The organism is Ochrobactrum sp. BTU1 (genome assembly GCA_018798825.1).
Classification (GTDB): Bacteria; Pseudomonadota; Alphaproteobacteria; order Rhizobiales; family Rhizobiaceae; genus Brucella.
The window spans coordinates 305,272-323,148 of record CP076356.1; the positions used below are offsets into that span (position 1 = coordinate 305,272).

Consider the following 17,877-nt stretch of genomic DNA (forward strand, 5'->3'; position numbering starts at 1 on the left):
TTCATTATGGACCGAGCTGTCAATAACTAAATTCTCGCAGTCTAATGTAGGAGTTGCGCGATCATGTGCTTTGCATAACGACACGTGCAAACAAGCTTACTATTCCGGCACATTGACTGTTAGGCCATGCTTCTGTTTAGCACTTCGAATGCTAGAGATCGCGTTTCAAATAGCTCTGCCAATTCATTTTTAGGACGCCCAGTCCCTTCCGTGTGCCTTGATAGACTCAACCGGTTCTGTCGCGTCGATGGCGTAGTATTTTCCGTCCTATGCTTCAATGCGATGGGAAAGAATATCGAAGCGCACTCCAACGTCGCTCAATGAATCCGGCGGGTCATCAAAATAGCGACTGACTTCTGCAAGAGCCCGTGCGAGATCGTCATCGTTGTGATTGCCAGTCAATTTAACCAGCACGCGCTTGTATGGGTAGGCAACATGAACAATAAGGCGATATCTAACGCCCTCATACCAGAAATTGAGGTGTGAACCCGGACTTTCACGGGGGCATTTTTTCGCGCGAATGCAATAAAGGACTAAGGTTCAGGTTTCACATGGAGCCGCCACCATGACAGAGGCAGTCCTTCAAGCAATACAAAATAGTGAGACGAGCCCGATGGCGCTCTCCCGATGGTAGGGGAGAAAAGAATACTATTGCTAAATGGAAGAATAGAACTTCCTGGCTGATCAAGATCGAACGTTAGTCAGCACAAAATGAATGTCCTGGCGCGCAGCGCACTGTTAGACCCACTAAGTTGTGGGATGTTAATTGCGGTAGCACTAAACGGATAGAATGCTATGTTTTCAACGCTTGCAAGCATATGTTTCCCAGACTTGGCCGGATGCGCATTGCTCCCCCCGCAATCAGTGTATCCGGCTATTTTTCCAAAGCACGGCGTGGTGCAGTGAATTCAAAAACCGGGCCACTGGTCCACGGAATCGTGTCGAATCCGCCAGTAGCTTGCTGAAAAACTCGTGCCTAAATCGTTGAATGGGAAAATTTTTAAAGCTGCTCGCGCCTCTCGGGCAGCCACTACCTGTGTGGCCGCCCGACACGCAAGGTATAAAAAGTCGAGCAAATGATCGTCAATACGAATAAAACAATAGGCTTTAGTTTATCGAAGAAAGTAAGTTTCGGTCATGAAAGACTAAATAAACTGGCGGCGATGAAGCCGGTCATTGACCGGTGGCATCTCTTCAGACGCCGACTTCATCACCGGCCCCCGCATCTCTTTAATAACCTGGGGGAGGAGTTGCGCTCAAGACGCAAATGTCCCAAATTAATTCTCGTTTTGCCTCATAGAAAATTGCAGCCCTTAGTCCCAGCCTTCGGAGACTGATCAAGGTCATTCATGCAAGCATCGGGTGGTTTTGTGCGGTAAATGAACTTTACGAATGCTGCGTCAGCGCAATGTAGAAAATTTATATGGCTTCCGGCTTCGTTCTATCATCGTGGTTGATCGAAAAATATCGGGGTCGGTTTTTCCGCTCAGTTGAATGGAAATAAATAAAGAAAATATTTTTAGTATTTTGACTTTACAAACAATCAATACAAGCTAGCGAAAGCTGACATATGTTAAATATAGTCTGCTTTAGTTGACCGTAAAAAAATATTTCTACTAAACAATCGAAAAATACCGACTGATTTGTACATATCTGTTTCAGACCATCCGTCTTACTGTAGTGAGACGTTTGATGCCGTTTTCCAGCGGACGCTGGCCATCGCAATAGTCCTGCCATGCACTCGATGTCTTCAACAAGGCTGGAACAGTGCGAATAGTATATCGATTTGGATTAAGATCAGATTTCACCTGCGTCCAATTGAGTGGCATAGAGACGTTAGCGCCCGGTCGTGCGCGCGGCGACAACGGCGCTACGGCCGTCGCCATGCGATCATTGCGCAAATAGTCGAGAAAGATGCGACCGCTGCGCAAACTCTTGGACATTTTGATCAGATAAAGATCGGGATTGTCGCGAGCCATATGCTCGCAGACATCGTGCGCAAATCCCTTTGCCTCTTTCCATGATAAAGGCTTTCTTTTGTTCACGGCAAGTGGCGTCACGACATGCAGTCCCTTCCCACCAGTCGTTTTACAGAAACTGATTAAGCCCAATTGATCCAAACGATCACGCATCTCGCGCGCCGCCGTGACCACCGCTGAAAAGGCGACATCGGGGCCCGGATCGAGGTCGAATACGAGGCGGCCTGGTACTTCCGGTGTACCAGGCTCACAATTCCATGGGTGGAGCTCAATACCGCCAATTTGTGCGATGGCTACCAAGCCCTCAACCCGATCGACTTGTAGATAGGGTTTCTTGTCGCCGAAAACTTTTACCAGCTCGAGGAGATTGGAACTGCCAGGCATTGCGTGACGTTGGAAAAACTGCTCGCCACTTATGCCGTCCGGCGCTCGTATAATGGAGCATGGTCGCCCTCTGACATGTTCGATCAACCAATCCCCAACGGCCTCGTGATAATGCGCAAGGTCTTCCTTTGTCACAGGCTTGTTATCATCGGCGTCAGGCCATAGCGGTTTATCAGGATTGGAAATCATCACTCCCATCACCTCTGCCTTACCGCCCTTGCGAGGGAAACGCTTCTCCGGCGTGGCAACAGGTTCAAGTGTTTCGTGTTTTGCCGGCGATGCCGGCTTCTCTGTTGTCACCTCGTCAACTGGTTTGTCCTCGCGCAATCCCTTGAACGCGGCCTGACGGACGAGACCGTCACCGGTCCATCCCGCAAATTCGATTTCGGCGACAAGTTCAGGCTTTAGCCAGACAATCTCTTTTCCGCTTTTTGGCGCCCCGATTCCGGTGAAAGGTGACGTTTTTGTTTCAGCGGCGCGCAACTTGGGAAGAAGAGTTTCGAGCTTTTTTGCACCATAGCCGGTGCCTATCCGTCCGACATAGACGAGATGATCGCCTTGGTAAACACCTGCCAAAAGCGAACGAAACTTTCCATTGGTCTTAGAATATCCGCCGATCACCACCTCATGTCCCGCACGGCATTTTGACTTTGCCCAGGTGTTGCTTCTGCCCGATATGTACGGTGCGTCCGATACTTTGGAGACGATGCCTTCCAGCGACAGCCTGCATGCTGAGCGTAGGATTGCGTCTCCGCCCGTTTCGAAATGCTCCACGAAGCGCAACCGAGGATCCTTCATCTTGTCCTCAGAAAAGAGGGCTTGCACCCGGGCCTTTCGCTCAACCAAAGCCATTTCTCGCATATCCTCACCATCAGCAAACAAAAGATCAAAGGCAAAGAAGACCAGATCCGCTGTGGCACGTTCCGATAGGGCCGCCTGAAGTGCCGCAAAATCGGGTGCTCCGTGGTCGTCGAGCGCGCAAATCTCGCCATCGACGATGCAATCGGGAAGCCCGGTGGCGGCTTTGGCAATTTCGGGGAATTTTGTTGTCCAGTCGAGACCCTTGCGCGTCTTCAGCGTCACCTTTCCGGCCAAGACGCGTAACTGAATACGATAGCCATCAAATTTAATCTCATGAACCCAGTTGGCACCTGATGGCGGCCGAGCACGCGTTTCACAAAGCTGCGGCGCAATAAATTCCGGCAGATCAGTAGCGGCAACGCTTCGTCGCTTCATGTTAGTTTTTCGACGATCTGCCGCAAGACCTTGCTTGCTGTCCCAAACGGCGTTGGCCTGAACACTGCTATCATCCATCATGAATGGCTTAGGCTTCCTGCCCTTGCCACTGGCGATTTGGTCCATCGTACGGCCGGACGCGACCGATGTCATGTGCTCATCGAGCACCGCCGCGCCATTCTTCTCCAAGGCATGTTCGTCTTGATGTTTGATGAGGAGCCAGTTGGTGCGTCTGCCGCCGTCCCGATCATTGCGCATGCGCACCAGCACGAAGCTGCCATGCAGGCGCTTCCCCTGCAGAATAAATTTTAAATCACCCTTTTTTAAAGCTTCTTCCGGTGATGCTTTTCCTTCCGGCTTCCAATAGCCGCGATCCCAAAGCATGACAGTGCCGCCGCCGTACTGACCGCTCGGAATCGTTCCCTCGAAGTCACCATAATCAAGCGGATGATCCTCTACTTCAACCGCCAGTCGCTTATCGTGTGGATCAAGCGAGGGGCCCCTGGTGACTGCCCAGCTCTTAAACACGCCGTCAAGTTCAAGACGGAGATCATAATGAAGCCTGGTTGCGTCGTGTTTTTGGATAATGAAACGAAGGCGATCGGATCGACCAATGACAGCGTCGCCACTGGGCTCATCGGTCTTCTTGAAATCCCGCTTTGAGCGATACTTTGACAGTTTTACTTTTGCCATTGCACAATCTCAACTTTAGACCCGTAGGAACACAACAGGGCAGAAGTGTTGGAAACCCACTGGCGTCCTTATAGTTCCCTTATAATTGCTGAGCCGTTGCTACAGGCTTTGCTCGACTGCGTTGTAAACCTTCGGAACGTTTGCTCCTTTTTGCTCACGAGATGCTGAGCGACCCAGCAATTTGTGCGTGAAGCCAATACCTTGATGAAATCCGCGAATAGCGTTGTAGGCTTTTGATTGCAAAGATGGCATCTAATCAGAAGGCGGTCATTTCCGCCGTCCGGAAAGGAACGCGGTTACTGCAAGGAGCTGGATTGCCGCGGCGAGTGCAAAAATGGTGAGCGGAGACATTGCTCTTGCAATTCCGAAAAGTGCGGGCGCGAGAGCATAAATTGCTTGGCTAATCGCAACAATTAGAGGCACGACCCTAGCGACATCGGCTTTATTGAATTCGACTTGGGCGATCAACGGCGGCAGCGACGTCGCGTTGCCGATGCCAAGCCCGAACAGCAAAACTCCGACGATCATCAAAGCTTCATTATCGCCACCCGTCGCCAAGAGGATTAGCGAGCCTATGATCTGAACTCCATAGCTTGCCGAAGCGATGAGACGTCGATCGGCCCAACTAGGCATAAACCAGCCGATGCTGGTGCGCCCAACGATCGCTGAAACGGTAGCGCCCCCCATGAGTAAACCTGCGTTTCGGGATCCAAAAACTGGAACAATAACTGAAAACAGATGCGCCAGCAGTCCAATCTGCGCGAACAATCCGGCCGCCATACCTATAGCGAGCGTGACGAACCGTCGGTCGCGCCATAATGAGCTGCCTGACATTGTTATAGGGGACTGCGAAGCCGTCAGTGGTGCTGCTTGACTCGACTGTCCTCCGTCGGGAGATTGCCCCAAGGCCTCGGGAGATTTGGAAAACACCACAATAGCCAGAACAATCACGGTCGTAACCATAAAAATTCCGACAATAATTGCAGCCATTTCGAACCCGATCGAAGCAATCAGCATCACCCACAAAGGAGAGAAAATGACGCCACCCACGCTCGCTCCATTATAGGCCATGGAAAGTGCTGCGGGACGGCTCTTGATAAACCAGGGAGTAACAATGGCATTCACCGCAGCTGCACCCATCGTAACCCAGCCTGTTCCGGTCAAAACAGCGGCGAAAAACAGATGCCAAGGCTGATCGGCTATAGACCAACCTACGACGCCAGAGGCAAGAAGGACGGCTCCTGCGACTGTTAGAGCAGGAACTCCCGCCAGCCGATAGAGCCGAGGAAGATTTGCAACGACCACCGCACCGACCAAGAAATGCAGCGTTGTGGCAGTTGAAACGAGCGCCACAGACCATCCGGTTCGCTGCACCACCATCTGCAAGTAGATAGGCGGTCCATAAAAACCAATCCCCCAGCCAAATATTGCCAGGACGAAGGTCCCGGCCACGACATGCCAACCGAAAAATGGCGCCGCTTTGGCAGTTCGCATAAAGGTCATGAAGATTGCTCCAATGGTCATTGGCCATTGTTACAGCCTTCTACGAAGGAATGCTTCGGTCTTGATCGAAGTGTTTGCGTATTGACTTTGCTGCGGTGAATTTCAATGTCACCACGGATGCGTCCGGCGTGACCACGAGCATAGTGCAATCCTGCGGCCATAACACTGGTTTTGGGTGGAGATTAGCGGGTGAGTTAGAACCTATGGGGTCACGCGATCGCATGGCAAAACAAGCTGAAGTGTCGAGCCTTCATGAAGCCTTCTAGTTAACGGGAGTAAAATCGGCGGGAGTTGTGGTGAACGGTGCAAAAAATGCTTGGCGGCGAGAGCCTGCCTTCTAGTCGTTGTCGACTGGTGTACGGCAAGTATCGTAGATACGGGTAAAACACTCCTGATCGACGCCTGCGGAAGTGCGGCAAACACTCTCCGCAAAGGTTTTGCATTCCGTCTCACTGCTCCCGAACCCTTCTCCCTCATCCGCATGAGCGGAAGTTGCAGCAGCTAGAATAATCAACGTGATACAATATTTTAACATTGTTTTTGTCACCTATTTAAATCCACATTCGAAATAATACATATTTTTCAGTTATTTATAACCACCGATAATTGGAGGTTGATTCTTGGGTGAAGTCTGGGTGAAGCCACCTAGGTCTTATAGTGGTAAGTGTTACGTTCAGGCGATCTCGGGTGTCTGTCCCTGGGACACTCCGTCATGCCGCAATTGCTCGATATCTGTTTCGGTGAGCAAAAGATCGACACTTGAAACAGGGTGAAGGGGGCGCTCACGCCTTCACCTTACCTAAACGCGGTGTGTCTGGCGGAGGGTAAGTTCCAACCGCTCTCGTTCTCGATGCGGTTGTGCGAAGTGTCCAACATCGATAGCACCGAAATCCTATTCTTTCCTGCCCTCTGTTGGACAACGGTGCATGCGAGCCGAATGTTGATAATTCCTCAGAAATCAAAATCAGGAATTAGCCAGGGAAAGGGGCCGGTTGTGGAGGAGGGTCAAAAGGGCTGAGTTGATGTAGAGGCATTCGTGCCCCGCTTTAATACTCGGAAACAGCCAATATTGTTGAGTTTATTCAGATTGATAGAGGCTGCGTTCCTAACCCTTCAGCTTGATTGAAATGCGCGGGAACGCGTTGAAGTTGCATCCCATAAATTGGGGTACTGTGAGGGGTTGTAATAGCGCGGTGCATTGGGATGAGGTGTGCAGCCTTCATGAACCTTCGGGAGAATTCTATTCTCCGTTGTTAACAGCTCACAGCGCATTTCTACCTCGTCGCGATAACGCGCCCTGATATATAGTCTAACCTCATAGCGGGACTCTTGAACAATGCAGCCAGAATATATCGCCGAAGTAAAACCCTTCCTCCCGAGGTTCTGCTTGGGTGAAAATGTAGTCGACTCAACTTTCACGGGATTTCGACCCACCAGGATGCTGTCTTGATTGGACCTTTCAAACCGGAACAGAGCCGCAGGATTTAGAAAGCTCATCTGCGTGCTTTGGACCTCGCGGTTCCCGTCGCCAATTGCGGAGTGACGATCCTGGAAAAACCAAGCCGTCTATTCTCACACGACATCTAAGGAGAGAAATTATGGAGCAGGCAACATTTGGAGCCGGCTGCTTCTGGGGAGCGGAGGCATTCTTCCGTGAAATCGACGGGGTAATCGATACACGTGTTGGCCATTCAAGTGGTACAGACGGATCAACCACTGCCGCTCGCATCGAAGTGGTACAGATCGATTTCGACCCGCAGGTTCTTTCTTACGATGCGCTGATCCGCTTCTTTTGGGACAGTCATGACCCGATCTCCTTGGACAGGCAGGGTGAGGAAACCGGTGAAGGTGTTCGCTCCGCAATTTTTGTGCATTCGAGCGCTCAGGCGAACGAGGCAGGCCGACTACGCGACGTTTTCAACGCCACTTCCCTCAAGCCTGCGACCACCCAGATCATCCCCTTTAAAGGTCTAGAGATCGCAGATGAAAAACAACAGCGTTACTTAGAGAAGAACAGCGCCGCGACGTGTTCAGTCAATATTTGACGGACTGCCTTCGTTAAACCCAGTCCCTTATGGGACGCCTTTTCTTTGACAGATGGAATATTCATGAAACCCCTTCTTTTTGCGGCCGCCACCTTTTGCGCGCTGAGTTCCCTTGCACCTGCGGTACAGGCCAAGACGCTGGTTTATTGTTCAGAAGCAAGTCCGGAAGGCTTCGATCCAGCACGCTATACTGCAGGATCGACTTTCGATGCATCGTCGAAAACCATCTACAATCGGCTTATCGAATATAAACGCGGCTCCACGGAAATCGTGCCAGCTCTTGCGGAACGTTGGGAAATCTCAGAAGACGGCAAGACCTATACTTTTCATTTACGTGAAGGCGTAAAATTCCAGAGCAATGACATTTTCACTCCGTCGCGTCCTCTCAATGCAGATGATGTTGTCTTCAGCTTTCTAAGGCAGTCGGGTGATGCGGCTTATACGGCTTCTGCAGAAGATGCCGTGTGGTCGTACTACAATGATGTGGGCATTCCTCAGCTTGTAGAAAAGCTGGAGAAGGTCGATGATCTTACGGTGCGGTTTGTCCTCAAAGAGCCAACCGCTCCCTTCCTCGGTCTGCTTGGCCTTGATTTTGCATCCATCCTTTCAAAAGAATACGCCGATCAGCTCGCAGCCTCAGGACGTCTTAGCGATCTTAACCAAAAGCCAATCGGCACCGGACCGTTTCGTTTCATCGCCTATCAGACCGACGCTGTAATTCGCTACGAAGCTTTCAGCGAATACTGGGGCGGCAGGCAGCCTCTCGACACGCTTATTTTTGCCATCACAACTGATCCGGCGATCCGTATCCAGAAACTTAAAGCCGGAGAATGCCAGGTCGCCGTTTATCCCGCGCCGGCAGATATTCCGGTTCTCAAAGACGACAAAAGCCTCAAAGTTATTCAACGACCAGGGCTGAATGTGGGGTATCTGGCGTTCAACACCACAGAAAAGCCATTTGACCGACCAGAGGTCAGAAACGCAGTTACGCAGGCAGTCAATAAAAAGGCAATTCTGGACGCTGTCTATCAGGGTAGTGGAATTATTGCAGACAGTGTCCTTCCACCGGATATGTTCGGATTCAACAAGAATCTGAGAACTATCAGTTATGACCCGGATGCTGCACGTCAGAAGATCAAGGAGCTCGGACTGGAGGGGCAGAAGATAACACTGTGGGCTATGCCTGTCTCGCGCCCGTATAATCCCAATGGGAAGCGCGCCGCCGAACTACTGCAGGCGGATCTAGCGGCAGCCGGTCTGAAGCCGGAAATCATCACCTATGAATGGGGCGAGTATCTAAAGCGTTCCAACGACCCCTCGCATCAGGGTGCGGTTCTGGCGGGCTGGACTGCAGACAATGGCGATCCCGACAGCTTTTTGACGCCGTTGCTGAGCTGTAAATCGGTAGGGGGTAACAATAAAGCTGTATGGTGTAACCAGGCCTTTGATGCAGTGATTAGCGAAGCACGCAATACCACTGTTGAAGGGAGGAGGGCCGAACTCTATCAGCAAGCTCAGCAGATTGCAGCGGATGACGCACCTTGGATACCGCTGGCCAATGGTCTCATTACGGTCGTTACGGCTTCAAACGTTGAGGGCTATCTCATTGAGCCTTCTGACGCACACCGTTTCGACGGTGTTGATCTCGACAAATAATCTGCTCGTCAATCAGGCCCTGGCATTCTCTACAACGAGGTGTCAGGCGCCGTCGTGCTAGTTGAGAACTTCTACAATAGTTCTTCAGGGTGCTGCTCACAGCGTCGGGGCGATGAATATGAATGCGTATCTGGTAATCCTTGTTAGCCGGGTTGCCTCACTTGTCTCAAATGACATGCCCTCGCGCATTGAAGCGTAATAGGCATCAGCGCTTCGCTGTCGGCAGAAGTTCCATTTCACGGATCTGCCAGACTGTTTAAAGTCTGTTTTCCATCGCAGTTCTCCGATCGGGTTGTGGTTTCGTCATGCGGGTAATTCGTTGCTCATATCGATTTCAACGATACGCGCTTTTCGAGTTTGGCTGCTTCTTCCTTGCGCTCGCTATAACGGTCTGTGAGATGATCCGAGATGCCACGCGTCAGAAGTGTGAACTTCATCAGCTCTTCCATCACATCGACTACGCGATCATAGAAGGATGATGATTTCATCCGTCCAGCGTCGTCAAATTCCTGCCATGCCTTGGCGACGGATGACTGGTTTGGAATGGTGATCATTCGCATCCAGCGCCCCAGAACACGCATCTGATTGACGGCGTTGAAGCTCTGCGACCCGCCTGAAACCTGCATCAATGCCAGAGTTCGGCCCTGGGTCGGACGAATTGCTCCACCGGGCAAAGGTATCCAGTCGATCTGCGATTTCATGACGGCGCTCATGGCTCCGTGACGTTCTGGACTAGTCCAGACTTGTCCTTCTGACCACAGCATTGCCTCACGCAATTCCTGAACCTTTGGATGCTCTGCGGAACCGTCGTCTGGCAAAGGAAGACCATTGGCATGAAAGATACGCGTTTCAGCACCCATCGCATCGAGAAGTCCCTGCGCTTCCAGCGTCAAAAACCGACTGTAAGAGCGATCACGAAGTGAGCCATAGAGCAAGAGGATACGAGGCTTATGCTTTGGAGAGTCGGCGCGTAGTGCATCCAGGTTGGGCAATGCGAAGGAATTCTGATCGAGGTTCGGCAGGTCCATGTCAGCGGGACTTTCTTTCATGGGTGATGACTTCTCCGTCCTCTTTGGTGAATGACGACACCGGATTTTCCAGAATGTCGAGAACCAGTTCTGACGGACGGCACAGTCTGGTGCCAAGAGGCGTTTCCACGATTGGACGATTGATCAGGATAGGATGCGCCATCATGAAGTCGAACAGTTCATCATCGGTCCATTTGGGATCAGACAATCCCAGTTCAGCATAGGGTGTGCCTTTCTCGCGAAGGAGTTGGCGAGGTGTCATCTGCATTGCAGTGAGCAGTTCGACCAGACGTTCTCGCGAAGGCGGATTCTTCACATATTCAATGACGACAGGCTGTTCGCCGCTGGCACGGATCAAGGCCAATGTGTTGCGAGATGTCCCACAATTCGGATTGTGATAGATCGTAACTGACATCAGAGTTTTCCGGCTTCATTGACTGGCTTTTGATTTGCACCGCGTTCGTACCAGTCCTTTGAGCGGTTCACGATCCAGACGACCGAGAGCATGACAGGCACTTCAACAAGAACGCCAACCACCGTTGCAAGTGCTGCTCCAGATGAGAAGCCAAACAGGCTGATTGCGGCTGCTACCGCCAGTTCAAAGAAGTTTGAGGCGCCAATCAATGCCGAGGGACCAGCAATGCAATGTTGCTCGCCTGAAATGCGATTCAACAGATAAGCGAGACCAGAGTTGAAATAGACCTGAATGAGGATCGGAACGGCCAGCACCGCAATGATCATGGGTTGTGCGATGATCTGCTCTCCTTGAAACCCGAATAGCAAAACGAGTGTCGCCAAAAGCGCTACCAGGGACAGGGGCTGTAGTGTCTTGAGCATTGCATCGAACGCTCGTTCTCCACCACTGGCGAGAATGCTTTTGCGCAGGATTTGCGCGATAATCACCGGAATGGCGATATAGAGGACAACCGACAAAACGAGTGTATCCCACGGGACAGTAATTGCCGACAGTCCGAGCAGTAGCCCGACGATAGGGGCAAAGGCCACAACCATGATCGCATCGTTCAGTGCGACCTGTGACAGCGTGAAATGCGGCTCGCCCTTGGTCAGGTTGGACCAGACGAATACCATTGCCGTGCAAGGGGCAGCCGCCAAAATAATCAGCCCTGCAATGTAGGAATCTATCTGGTCTGCAGGCAGATAAGGGCGAAACAGCCAGCCAATGAACAACCAGCCAAGAAGCGCCATAGAGAATGGTTTGACGGCCCAATTGATAAAGAGTGTGACGCCGATGCCACGCCAGTGCTCAGCGACCTGTCTCAATGCGCTGAAATCGATCTTCAGCAACATGGGGATTATCATGAGCCAGATAAGAATGGCGACCGGAATGTTGACTCTGGCGACTTCAGCAGCTCCGATTGCATGGAATACTGTTGGAAAGAAGTGGCCCAAAGCTACGCCTGCGACGATGCACAGAGCCACCCAGACAGTCAAATATCGTTCGAATTTGGACATCAATCCTGCTCCACATGCCAAATTGCCTTGCCCAAAATTGAACGCACGACGTTGTCCGTGCTCAAGCAGAGCACGTTATAAATCCTAGCTATCATTGTATCAGTCCATTTGGTGAAAGGCCGAATTCATCGACCCTGCGTTATTCAGTGGTCGTTTTCGGTTCGCAACAAGGTATCAGACTCTGAATGAGAGGCCCGCAGAGTTCCGCATTGCCTCCGCAACAATCCTTGATCATGAAAAGGGCCAGTTCTCGAAACCGGTCGAGATCGGCGCGATAAATGATCAAACGGCTCTGACGCTCCCCTTTTACAAGTCCTGCGCGCGATAATGTTGCCAGATGTGCAGACATCGTATTCTGCGGAACATCAAGCATGCGCGCCAGCTCACCGGCAGGAACACCCGTAGGTTCGTGTTTCACCAATAGGCGAAATGTGTCCAATCTTGTTGGTTGGGCAAGGGCAGCAAATGCCATGATCGCAATTTCGTTTTCCATATATCCAGAATAATGGATATAACAAAACTGTCAATGGGCTAAACGGTCTTGTTTCGATAAGTGAGTTTTAAAATCGCATGACTGGCTTGGGCGGCAAGTTTGTCGCTGTGTGAGTTGCCGCTCAACCGCATGGAAATTCGTTCATGACATATTTTGCGTATATTTGGGAAAAGGCAACAGAGCGTAAGGAGTAGGCCTGCTAAGATGAATCGCGCGAATTGGCAGGTCAGCTAGCGTGTCCGACACGCTTCGATAGACGCGATCTTCAGCTTCCCAAGTTAGGTCTTCACCGTCGTAGTAAAATACGTCGTAATCTTTGATTTCCCATTTGGGTCGCGGCCTGATGGAACGTTCCATACAATTTGGAAGAGGCAACCGGCCGTCAGATAGCATTGTCCCAGCTTCATGCTGGCGAGCCGATGCAGCAATTCCCTGTTAAAAGGGTTGTTTAGCACGGTGTTATAAAAAATGTTTCGTCCATTAGTTAAAAGGGGCACAAATGCGCGGTTTTCGTCAACTACGCTTTGTGGCAAATGCCGCCGGGATCGGAAATGAGCTGACGCATGCGCAATTTGCTGGGAAGCAGTCAATTGCAACTGACCAGCCGCTTGCAAAAGAGCTTTCAGTAGCGCCGATCGTCGGCAAAAAAGTTCGTAGTGTGCAGAGGGGCGAAGGAGAGCAATGCCCCTTATGCAATATTAGAATTTATGAACAGATGCTCGATCAGTTCAGATCACACAGTGGTAATCGGTGTCGCTAATCTATTGAGACTAATAGGCTAAGTCGGCCTTATGCCTGGCGATAAAATCAACCCATCGGGTCGGCTGACGGCCCGTAATGGCGAGGAAATTATCGAAAGTATCGTCAGCGCCAGGTATGGTACCCGCCGCATAGCGCTTATAGTGGTCGTAAACGCAGCCCATATAAGCCATTTCCGCGCCTGAACTAATCATATCCTGCAAAAAAAGTTCAGGCGGACGGGCTTCATAACGGAACGGCTGGCCGATAATACTCGTCATAAGAGCGGCGAGTTCCTCGTAGGTTAGGGCGTCATAACCAAGGCGATAAGTCTGCCCAGCATGAAGATCAGGGCGCGAGAGTGTTTCTATCGCTACCTCGGCAATATCGCCTATATCAACCCAGCTTATTCGCGCGGGGCCAACGAAAGCCTGAACAACCCCATCCTCTACGGATTTTTTGCCACCATAGCCCAAAAGATTTTGCATAAAGGCTTCTGGGCGCAAGTGGGTGAAGGAAAAGCCGCACCACTCAATATAGCGCTCCACTAACTGATGCCATGCCCAATGCGCGACCGTGGTATCATCACGGCCACAGGCACCGAGATGGACGATATGCTTTACACCCCCTTTCTTTGCATTATCCAGTAGAGCCTTGCTTTGTCGTAGCATGTCGACTGTGTAGCCGGTCACCAGGAAAATTCGATCGATACCTTCTAGTGCCGCCCGATGCGTACTTTCGTCATCAAGGTCGAGCATCACTGTTGCAATGCCCTTTTCATTCAAGGCGGCTGCTTTTACGGGTGACCGCGTGGCAGCCACCCAATCAATCTCAGGGTTGGAGAGGCTGAGGTGGAGCACTCTGCTGCCGACTTGGCCGGTAGCGCCTGTGATTAGAATTTTAGGGCGATCAAAGGACACCATTGCTTTACTCGTTCATAAGCCACAAAGATGCGTGTAACCTATTGTAGAAAATGATACTTGTCTCTGACGAAGAATTCCTATTACTATGGAATTTTATTCCATAATGAAAGAAGAGCAATGACATCGCCGGAGAGGCTTAAAGGCATCGACGCCTTTGTCACCGCTGCCGACTGCGGTAGTTTTACAGCTGCTGCTGCTCGGTTGAAAATTACCAATTCAGCGGTAGGCAAAGCGATCGCTCGGCTTGAACTGCGCCTTGGCGTTCGTCTGTTCACCCGCACGACGCGCACTTTGTCTCTTACGGACGCTGGTGCCGCTTACTACCGCACTTGCTCAAGAATTCTCGCGGACCTCGAATCTGCAGAAGTAACAATAGCAGCTGAAGGGTCAGAACCTGTTGGGCGCTTAAGAGTTGACGTTCCAGCTTCCTACGGCCGTTTACATGTTATGCCGATATTGCTCGAGTTTGCCGCTGCGTACCCAGGTCTGCGTCCACATGTTTCGTTCTCGGATCACTTCGTCGATCTCATCGAGGATGAAGTCGATATTGTCGTCCGGATCGGCGGTCCCGATGTCTGGCCTCCCACGATCGGCCATTATCATCTCGGTTCCGAAACGGCAATTTTCTGTGCTTCGCCCAGTTATTTATCCCGAGCAGGATCTGTAAATACGGTGGCTGAACTCGAAGCTCATGACAAGGTGATTTACAAAAAAAACGATGGTACTCCATCATTTTGGTTGTTTCAGGATACTCCATGTGCGCCAAGTGTGCGACGGGTGGTAGATGGAAGGATTGCACTTGGTGACGCGGCAAGCAAAGTAGCCGCTGTCGTTGCGGGATGCGGGATCGCTCAGTTGCCGACTTGGCTCGTGCAGAATGAACTTCTGAGCGGCAGTCTAGTTCACGTTCTTCCCGAACACACTGCAACCGGCTTGCCGTTCCGTCTGATTTGGCAGAAAAACAAAGAAAGTTTGCCGAAAGTGATGTTGCTGACCGAGGCGTTAAAGAAGCTTAGTCCAACTTGTTTGCCGCGGTTGTTAGATTAAATAGAGTTTCCCTACCCAATCTGAAATCAGACCAATGAAAACCAATTTATTTTTCGGTTAGCATAATGACGATCGTTTATGCTGCAGCAATATACTGCACTGCGGGATTTGAAATCCTAATCCATACAAAAATCGTCATAAGACCGTTGTGTAACGGGCGGCGATAAGTACCGTGAGCCGGCACTAATCTTGGGGCCGCAGGTATGCCTAACAGAAGTGCAGGAGTTTGGTCATGGTATCGATTAAGTCGACTAACGGATTGCAAATGGCTTTCCCTCGCACCTATTGCGAAGCAAAGGCTCTGGAGAGCGCTCACATCTCCCTTCTTGCTGGCTGACACAATCAGACGTGAACGCCCGCCGCGCTCAGCGCGCGAGGGAACGTTTGAAGCGGGTTTCAAGTTTGGCTTGACCATATTCGAGAACAATGGACAGGGCCCAATATATCATCGAGGCGGTGATCAGCATTTCGATATGTCGGAATTCAGTTTGTCCCTGGGTACGAGCGAGATACATAAGTTCCCATACACCAATGACTGAGACGAGTGATGAGTCCTTGAGCATCGCGATAAATTGGTTGCCGGTCGGCGGAATTATGATGCGCATCGCCTGCGGGAGAATGACCAGCCACATGGTCTGCGAAGAGCCAAGGCCAAGCGCGAATGCACCTTCCTGTTGTCCACGTGGAATGCTTTCGATGCCTGCCCGGAAGATCTCAGTCATATAAGCGCCGTAGCATAATGACAACGCCAGAATACCTGCGGGAATTGGTCCGATGACGTACCCCACCTGCGGGAGCCCGAGGTAAATGATATAGATCTGCATTAACAATGGCAGGCCACGGAAGAGCGAAGTGTAGAACGTTGCCAGCCCGTAGACGAGGCCGTTCTTAGAAAGTTTGGCCACAGCACCAACCAATGCAAGGATGGTCGCGAAAAAAATGGATGCCGCAGAAATATAGAGCGTTGTGACGACGCCCTGACTGATCAAAAATCCGATTTTCCGGGCAATGAATTCAAAGGACAGATTGAACGAGTAGAAGAAGATCATCAACAGAAGGAATAGTTCCAGCCATATTCCACAGATCTGCGCCCAACGCGGGAAAAGCTTAAGAAACCTCCAATTGGCAAAGATAATAACGCTTAGCAATACCGAGGAGATGAGGGTCGACTTGGTGAAGCCTGCCTTCGCGACCTTCGGGTCTATACCAAGCCAGTTTGTTATCCCTGAGAACCGAATGTTCATGAAACAAAAGAGTGCTGTCAGGATAACAAAAAAAGCTATCTGAACAGTACGCTTGGCGGCTTCTGGCCGCGTCAGAAAAAACCTCCCGAGCATGTTCTCTCCTCTGCTAGCTCGCCTTTCGCTCAGCAAGCCAATCCTGCATCTGCAATTTCCAATAGGTAATCTGTGCGGCTGCAAGGCCGGCGTGTCCTCCAGCCCAGACAAGTCCGAATTTTTCGAAGAGTTTGTAGCGGTCGCTCTGTCCGCAGATGGCTTCTGCCACCACCTTGCCGCCAATTGCAGTCGTGTTGAGCCCATGACCGCCGAAAGCCGTGCAGTACCACGTGTTGCGGTCAAGTTGGCCGATCTGTGGCATCTTATGCCTCGCGTAGGACATTAAACCAGACCAAGCCAGCTCAGTCTTGAGAGAAGCAAGTTGGGGATAGGTGCCGACCATTTCGCGGCGCAACTCGCGGACCACGCCGGGAGTGTCGGCCGCTCTTGTAGTGATACGTCCACCCCACAAAAGCCTCTGACCCCCGTCTATCACGCGGTAATAGTCTCCGGCCCGACGGTTATCACCAATCGCAGCCATAGTGTGGATTGCCGATGATATCAGTTCGGGGGCCTTTTCACTCACCATCACATAGGTCGAAATTGGCAGATAAGCTCGCCGGATCTGTCCCACCAGACCGTCAGTGTAACCACCCGTGGTGATCAGAACTGAGGCCGCCTTGATGTGTCCACGGTTCGTTTTGACAAGCTTGCCATCCTTTTCGTCGAGCAACTGCATCACACGGCTATGCTCAAATATCCGTCCTCCAAGTCGTTCAATCTCGCGCCCGAGGGCTCGGAGGTAATTCAATGGATGGATATGGAACGCGTTAGGGTCGTAAACCGATTGGAAATAGCGCCGCGAATTCAGAATCCTACGTGTTTCCGTGGTTGAATAAAAGTCAATCTCGTAGCCATAATCGCGCTGAAGCGCGTCGGCGTAATGTCTTAGATTGTCACCGTCGTCATATCGGCGCACGTGCAAAATACCGGGAACGGACTGTGCTTCTACGATCTTCATCGTGTCGATATTTTGTCGAACAAATTCGACGCCCTCAATCGACAACCGGTGAAGGGATTCAGCAACAGATTTGCCCACTTTGGTGCCAATTTCATCGCCGCCTGACGAAAAGCCTGGGCTCACGAACCCGCCATTGCGCCCCGAGGCCCCAAATCCGATGCTTTCGGCTTCCAGGACAACAACTTGCTTGCCTGCACGTGACATCTGCAGAGCGGCCGACAGACCGGCCAACCCTCCGCCGATCACGGCCACATCTGCCGTGATCTCCTGTTCAAGTGTCGGCCGCGCCACCGCGTCCGCCGCTGTTTGACTGTAATATGTGGTCGGGTAAGTCATCGGAACACCGGAATAACATAACGGTTGAGCCACCGTGGCGATGGC

Annotated in this window: 13 protein-coding genes; 4 read left to right on the plus strand and 9 right to left on the minus strand. The window is 51.3% G+C overall.

Features of this window, described 5'->3' with window-relative positions; genetic code table 11:
- Positions 1-1,658: 1,658 nt before the first annotated feature.
- Positions 1,659-4,292, minus strand: coding sequence for a DNA ligase D (ligD, locus tag KMS41_20595; protein QWK80967.1), 2,634 nt, complete (start codon positions 4,290-4,292; stop codon positions 1,659-1,661).
- 267 nt (positions 4,293-4,559) lie between these two features.
- Positions 4,560-5,786 carry an MFS transporter gene (locus KMS41_20600; GenBank protein QWK81137.1) on the minus strand — a complete coding sequence of 409 codons (1,227 nt, stop codon included), beginning with the start codon at positions 5,784-5,786 and terminating at the stop codon, positions 4,560-4,562.
- Positions 5,787-7,393: 1,607 nt separating this feature from the next.
- On the opposite strand from KMS41_20600, the gene msrA reads away from it, so the two are divergent.
- The gene (msrA, locus tag KMS41_20605; GenBank protein ID QWK80968.1) at positions 7,394-7,840 is read left to right on the plus strand and encodes a peptide-methionine (S)-S-oxide reductase MsrA; all 447 of its coding nucleotides are present in this window, start codon (positions 7,394-7,396) and stop codon (positions 7,838-7,840) included.
- 63 nt (positions 7,841-7,903) lie between these two features.
- Positions 7,904-9,496 carry an ABC transporter substrate-binding protein gene (locus KMS41_20610; protein ID QWK80969.1) on the plus strand — a complete coding sequence of 531 codons (1,593 nt, stop codon included), beginning with the start codon at positions 7,904-7,906 and terminating at the stop codon, positions 9,494-9,496.
- A 323-nt stretch (positions 9,497-9,819) separates the two neighbouring features.
- Here KMS41_20610 and arsH read toward each other — a convergent pair whose 3' ends face one another.
- From arsH to KMS41_20630, 4 genes are all read right to left on the minus strand, one after another.
- Complete coding sequence (arsH, locus tag KMS41_20615; GenBank protein ID QWK80970.1) at positions 9,820-10,545, minus strand: arsenical resistance protein ArsH; 726 nt, start codon at positions 10,543-10,545, stop codon at positions 9,820-9,822.
- Positions 10,526-10,939, minus strand: coding sequence for an arsenate reductase (glutaredoxin) (gene arsC / locus KMS41_20620; GenBank protein QWK80971.1), 414 nt, complete (start codon positions 10,937-10,939; stop codon positions 10,526-10,528). The genes arsH and arsC overlap by 20 nt, the downstream gene beginning before the upstream one ends.
- Positions 10,939-11,997 carry an ACR3 family arsenite efflux transporter gene (arsB, locus tag KMS41_20625; protein QWK80972.1) on the minus strand — a complete coding sequence of 353 codons (1,059 nt, stop codon included), beginning with the start codon at positions 11,995-11,997 and terminating at the stop codon, positions 10,939-10,941. Before arsB ends, arsC begins: the two co-directional genes overlap by 1 nt.
- Before the next feature lie 139 nt (positions 11,998-12,136).
- Entirely contained in the window at positions 12,137-12,490 is a 354-nt protein-coding gene (locus tag KMS41_20630) for a metalloregulator ArsR/SmtB family transcription factor (GenBank protein ID QWK80973.1), read from the minus strand.
- Between the two features lie 499 nt (positions 12,491-12,989).
- Between KMS41_20630 and KMS41_20635 the strand changes: the two genes are divergently transcribed.
- The gene (locus tag KMS41_20635; GenBank protein QWK80974.1) at positions 12,990-13,250 is read left to right on the plus strand and encodes a hypothetical protein; all 261 of its coding nucleotides are present in this window, start codon (positions 12,990-12,992) and stop codon (positions 13,248-13,250) included.
- A gap of 10 nt (positions 13,251-13,260) precedes the next feature.
- Here KMS41_20635 and KMS41_20640 read toward each other — a convergent pair whose 3' ends face one another.
- Positions 13,261-14,151: an SDR family oxidoreductase gene (locus tag KMS41_20640; protein ID QWK80975.1), complete on the minus strand. Its 891-nt coding sequence runs from the start codon at positions 14,149-14,151 to the stop codon at positions 13,261-13,263.
- A gap of 57 nt (positions 14,152-14,208) precedes the next feature.
- Between KMS41_20640 and KMS41_20645 the strand changes: the two genes are divergently transcribed.
- A complete protein-coding gene (locus tag KMS41_20645) occupies positions 14,209-15,198 on the plus strand; it encodes a LysR family transcriptional regulator (protein ID QWK80976.1) in 990 nt (329 codons plus the stop codon).
- A 365-nt stretch (positions 15,199-15,563) separates the two neighbouring features.
- Here KMS41_20645 and KMS41_20650 read toward each other — a convergent pair whose 3' ends face one another.
- Both KMS41_20650 and KMS41_20655 read right to left on the minus strand, forming a co-directional pair.
- Positions 15,564-16,535, minus strand: coding sequence for an amino acid ABC transporter permease (locus KMS41_20650; protein ID QWK80977.1), 972 nt, complete (start codon positions 16,533-16,535; stop codon positions 15,564-15,566).
- Between the two features lie 13 nt (positions 16,536-16,548).
- Complete coding sequence (locus KMS41_20655; protein QWK80978.1) at positions 16,549-17,832, minus strand: FAD-binding oxidoreductase; 1,284 nt, start codon at positions 17,830-17,832, stop codon at positions 16,549-16,551.
- Positions 17,833-17,877 lie beyond the last annotated feature (45 nt).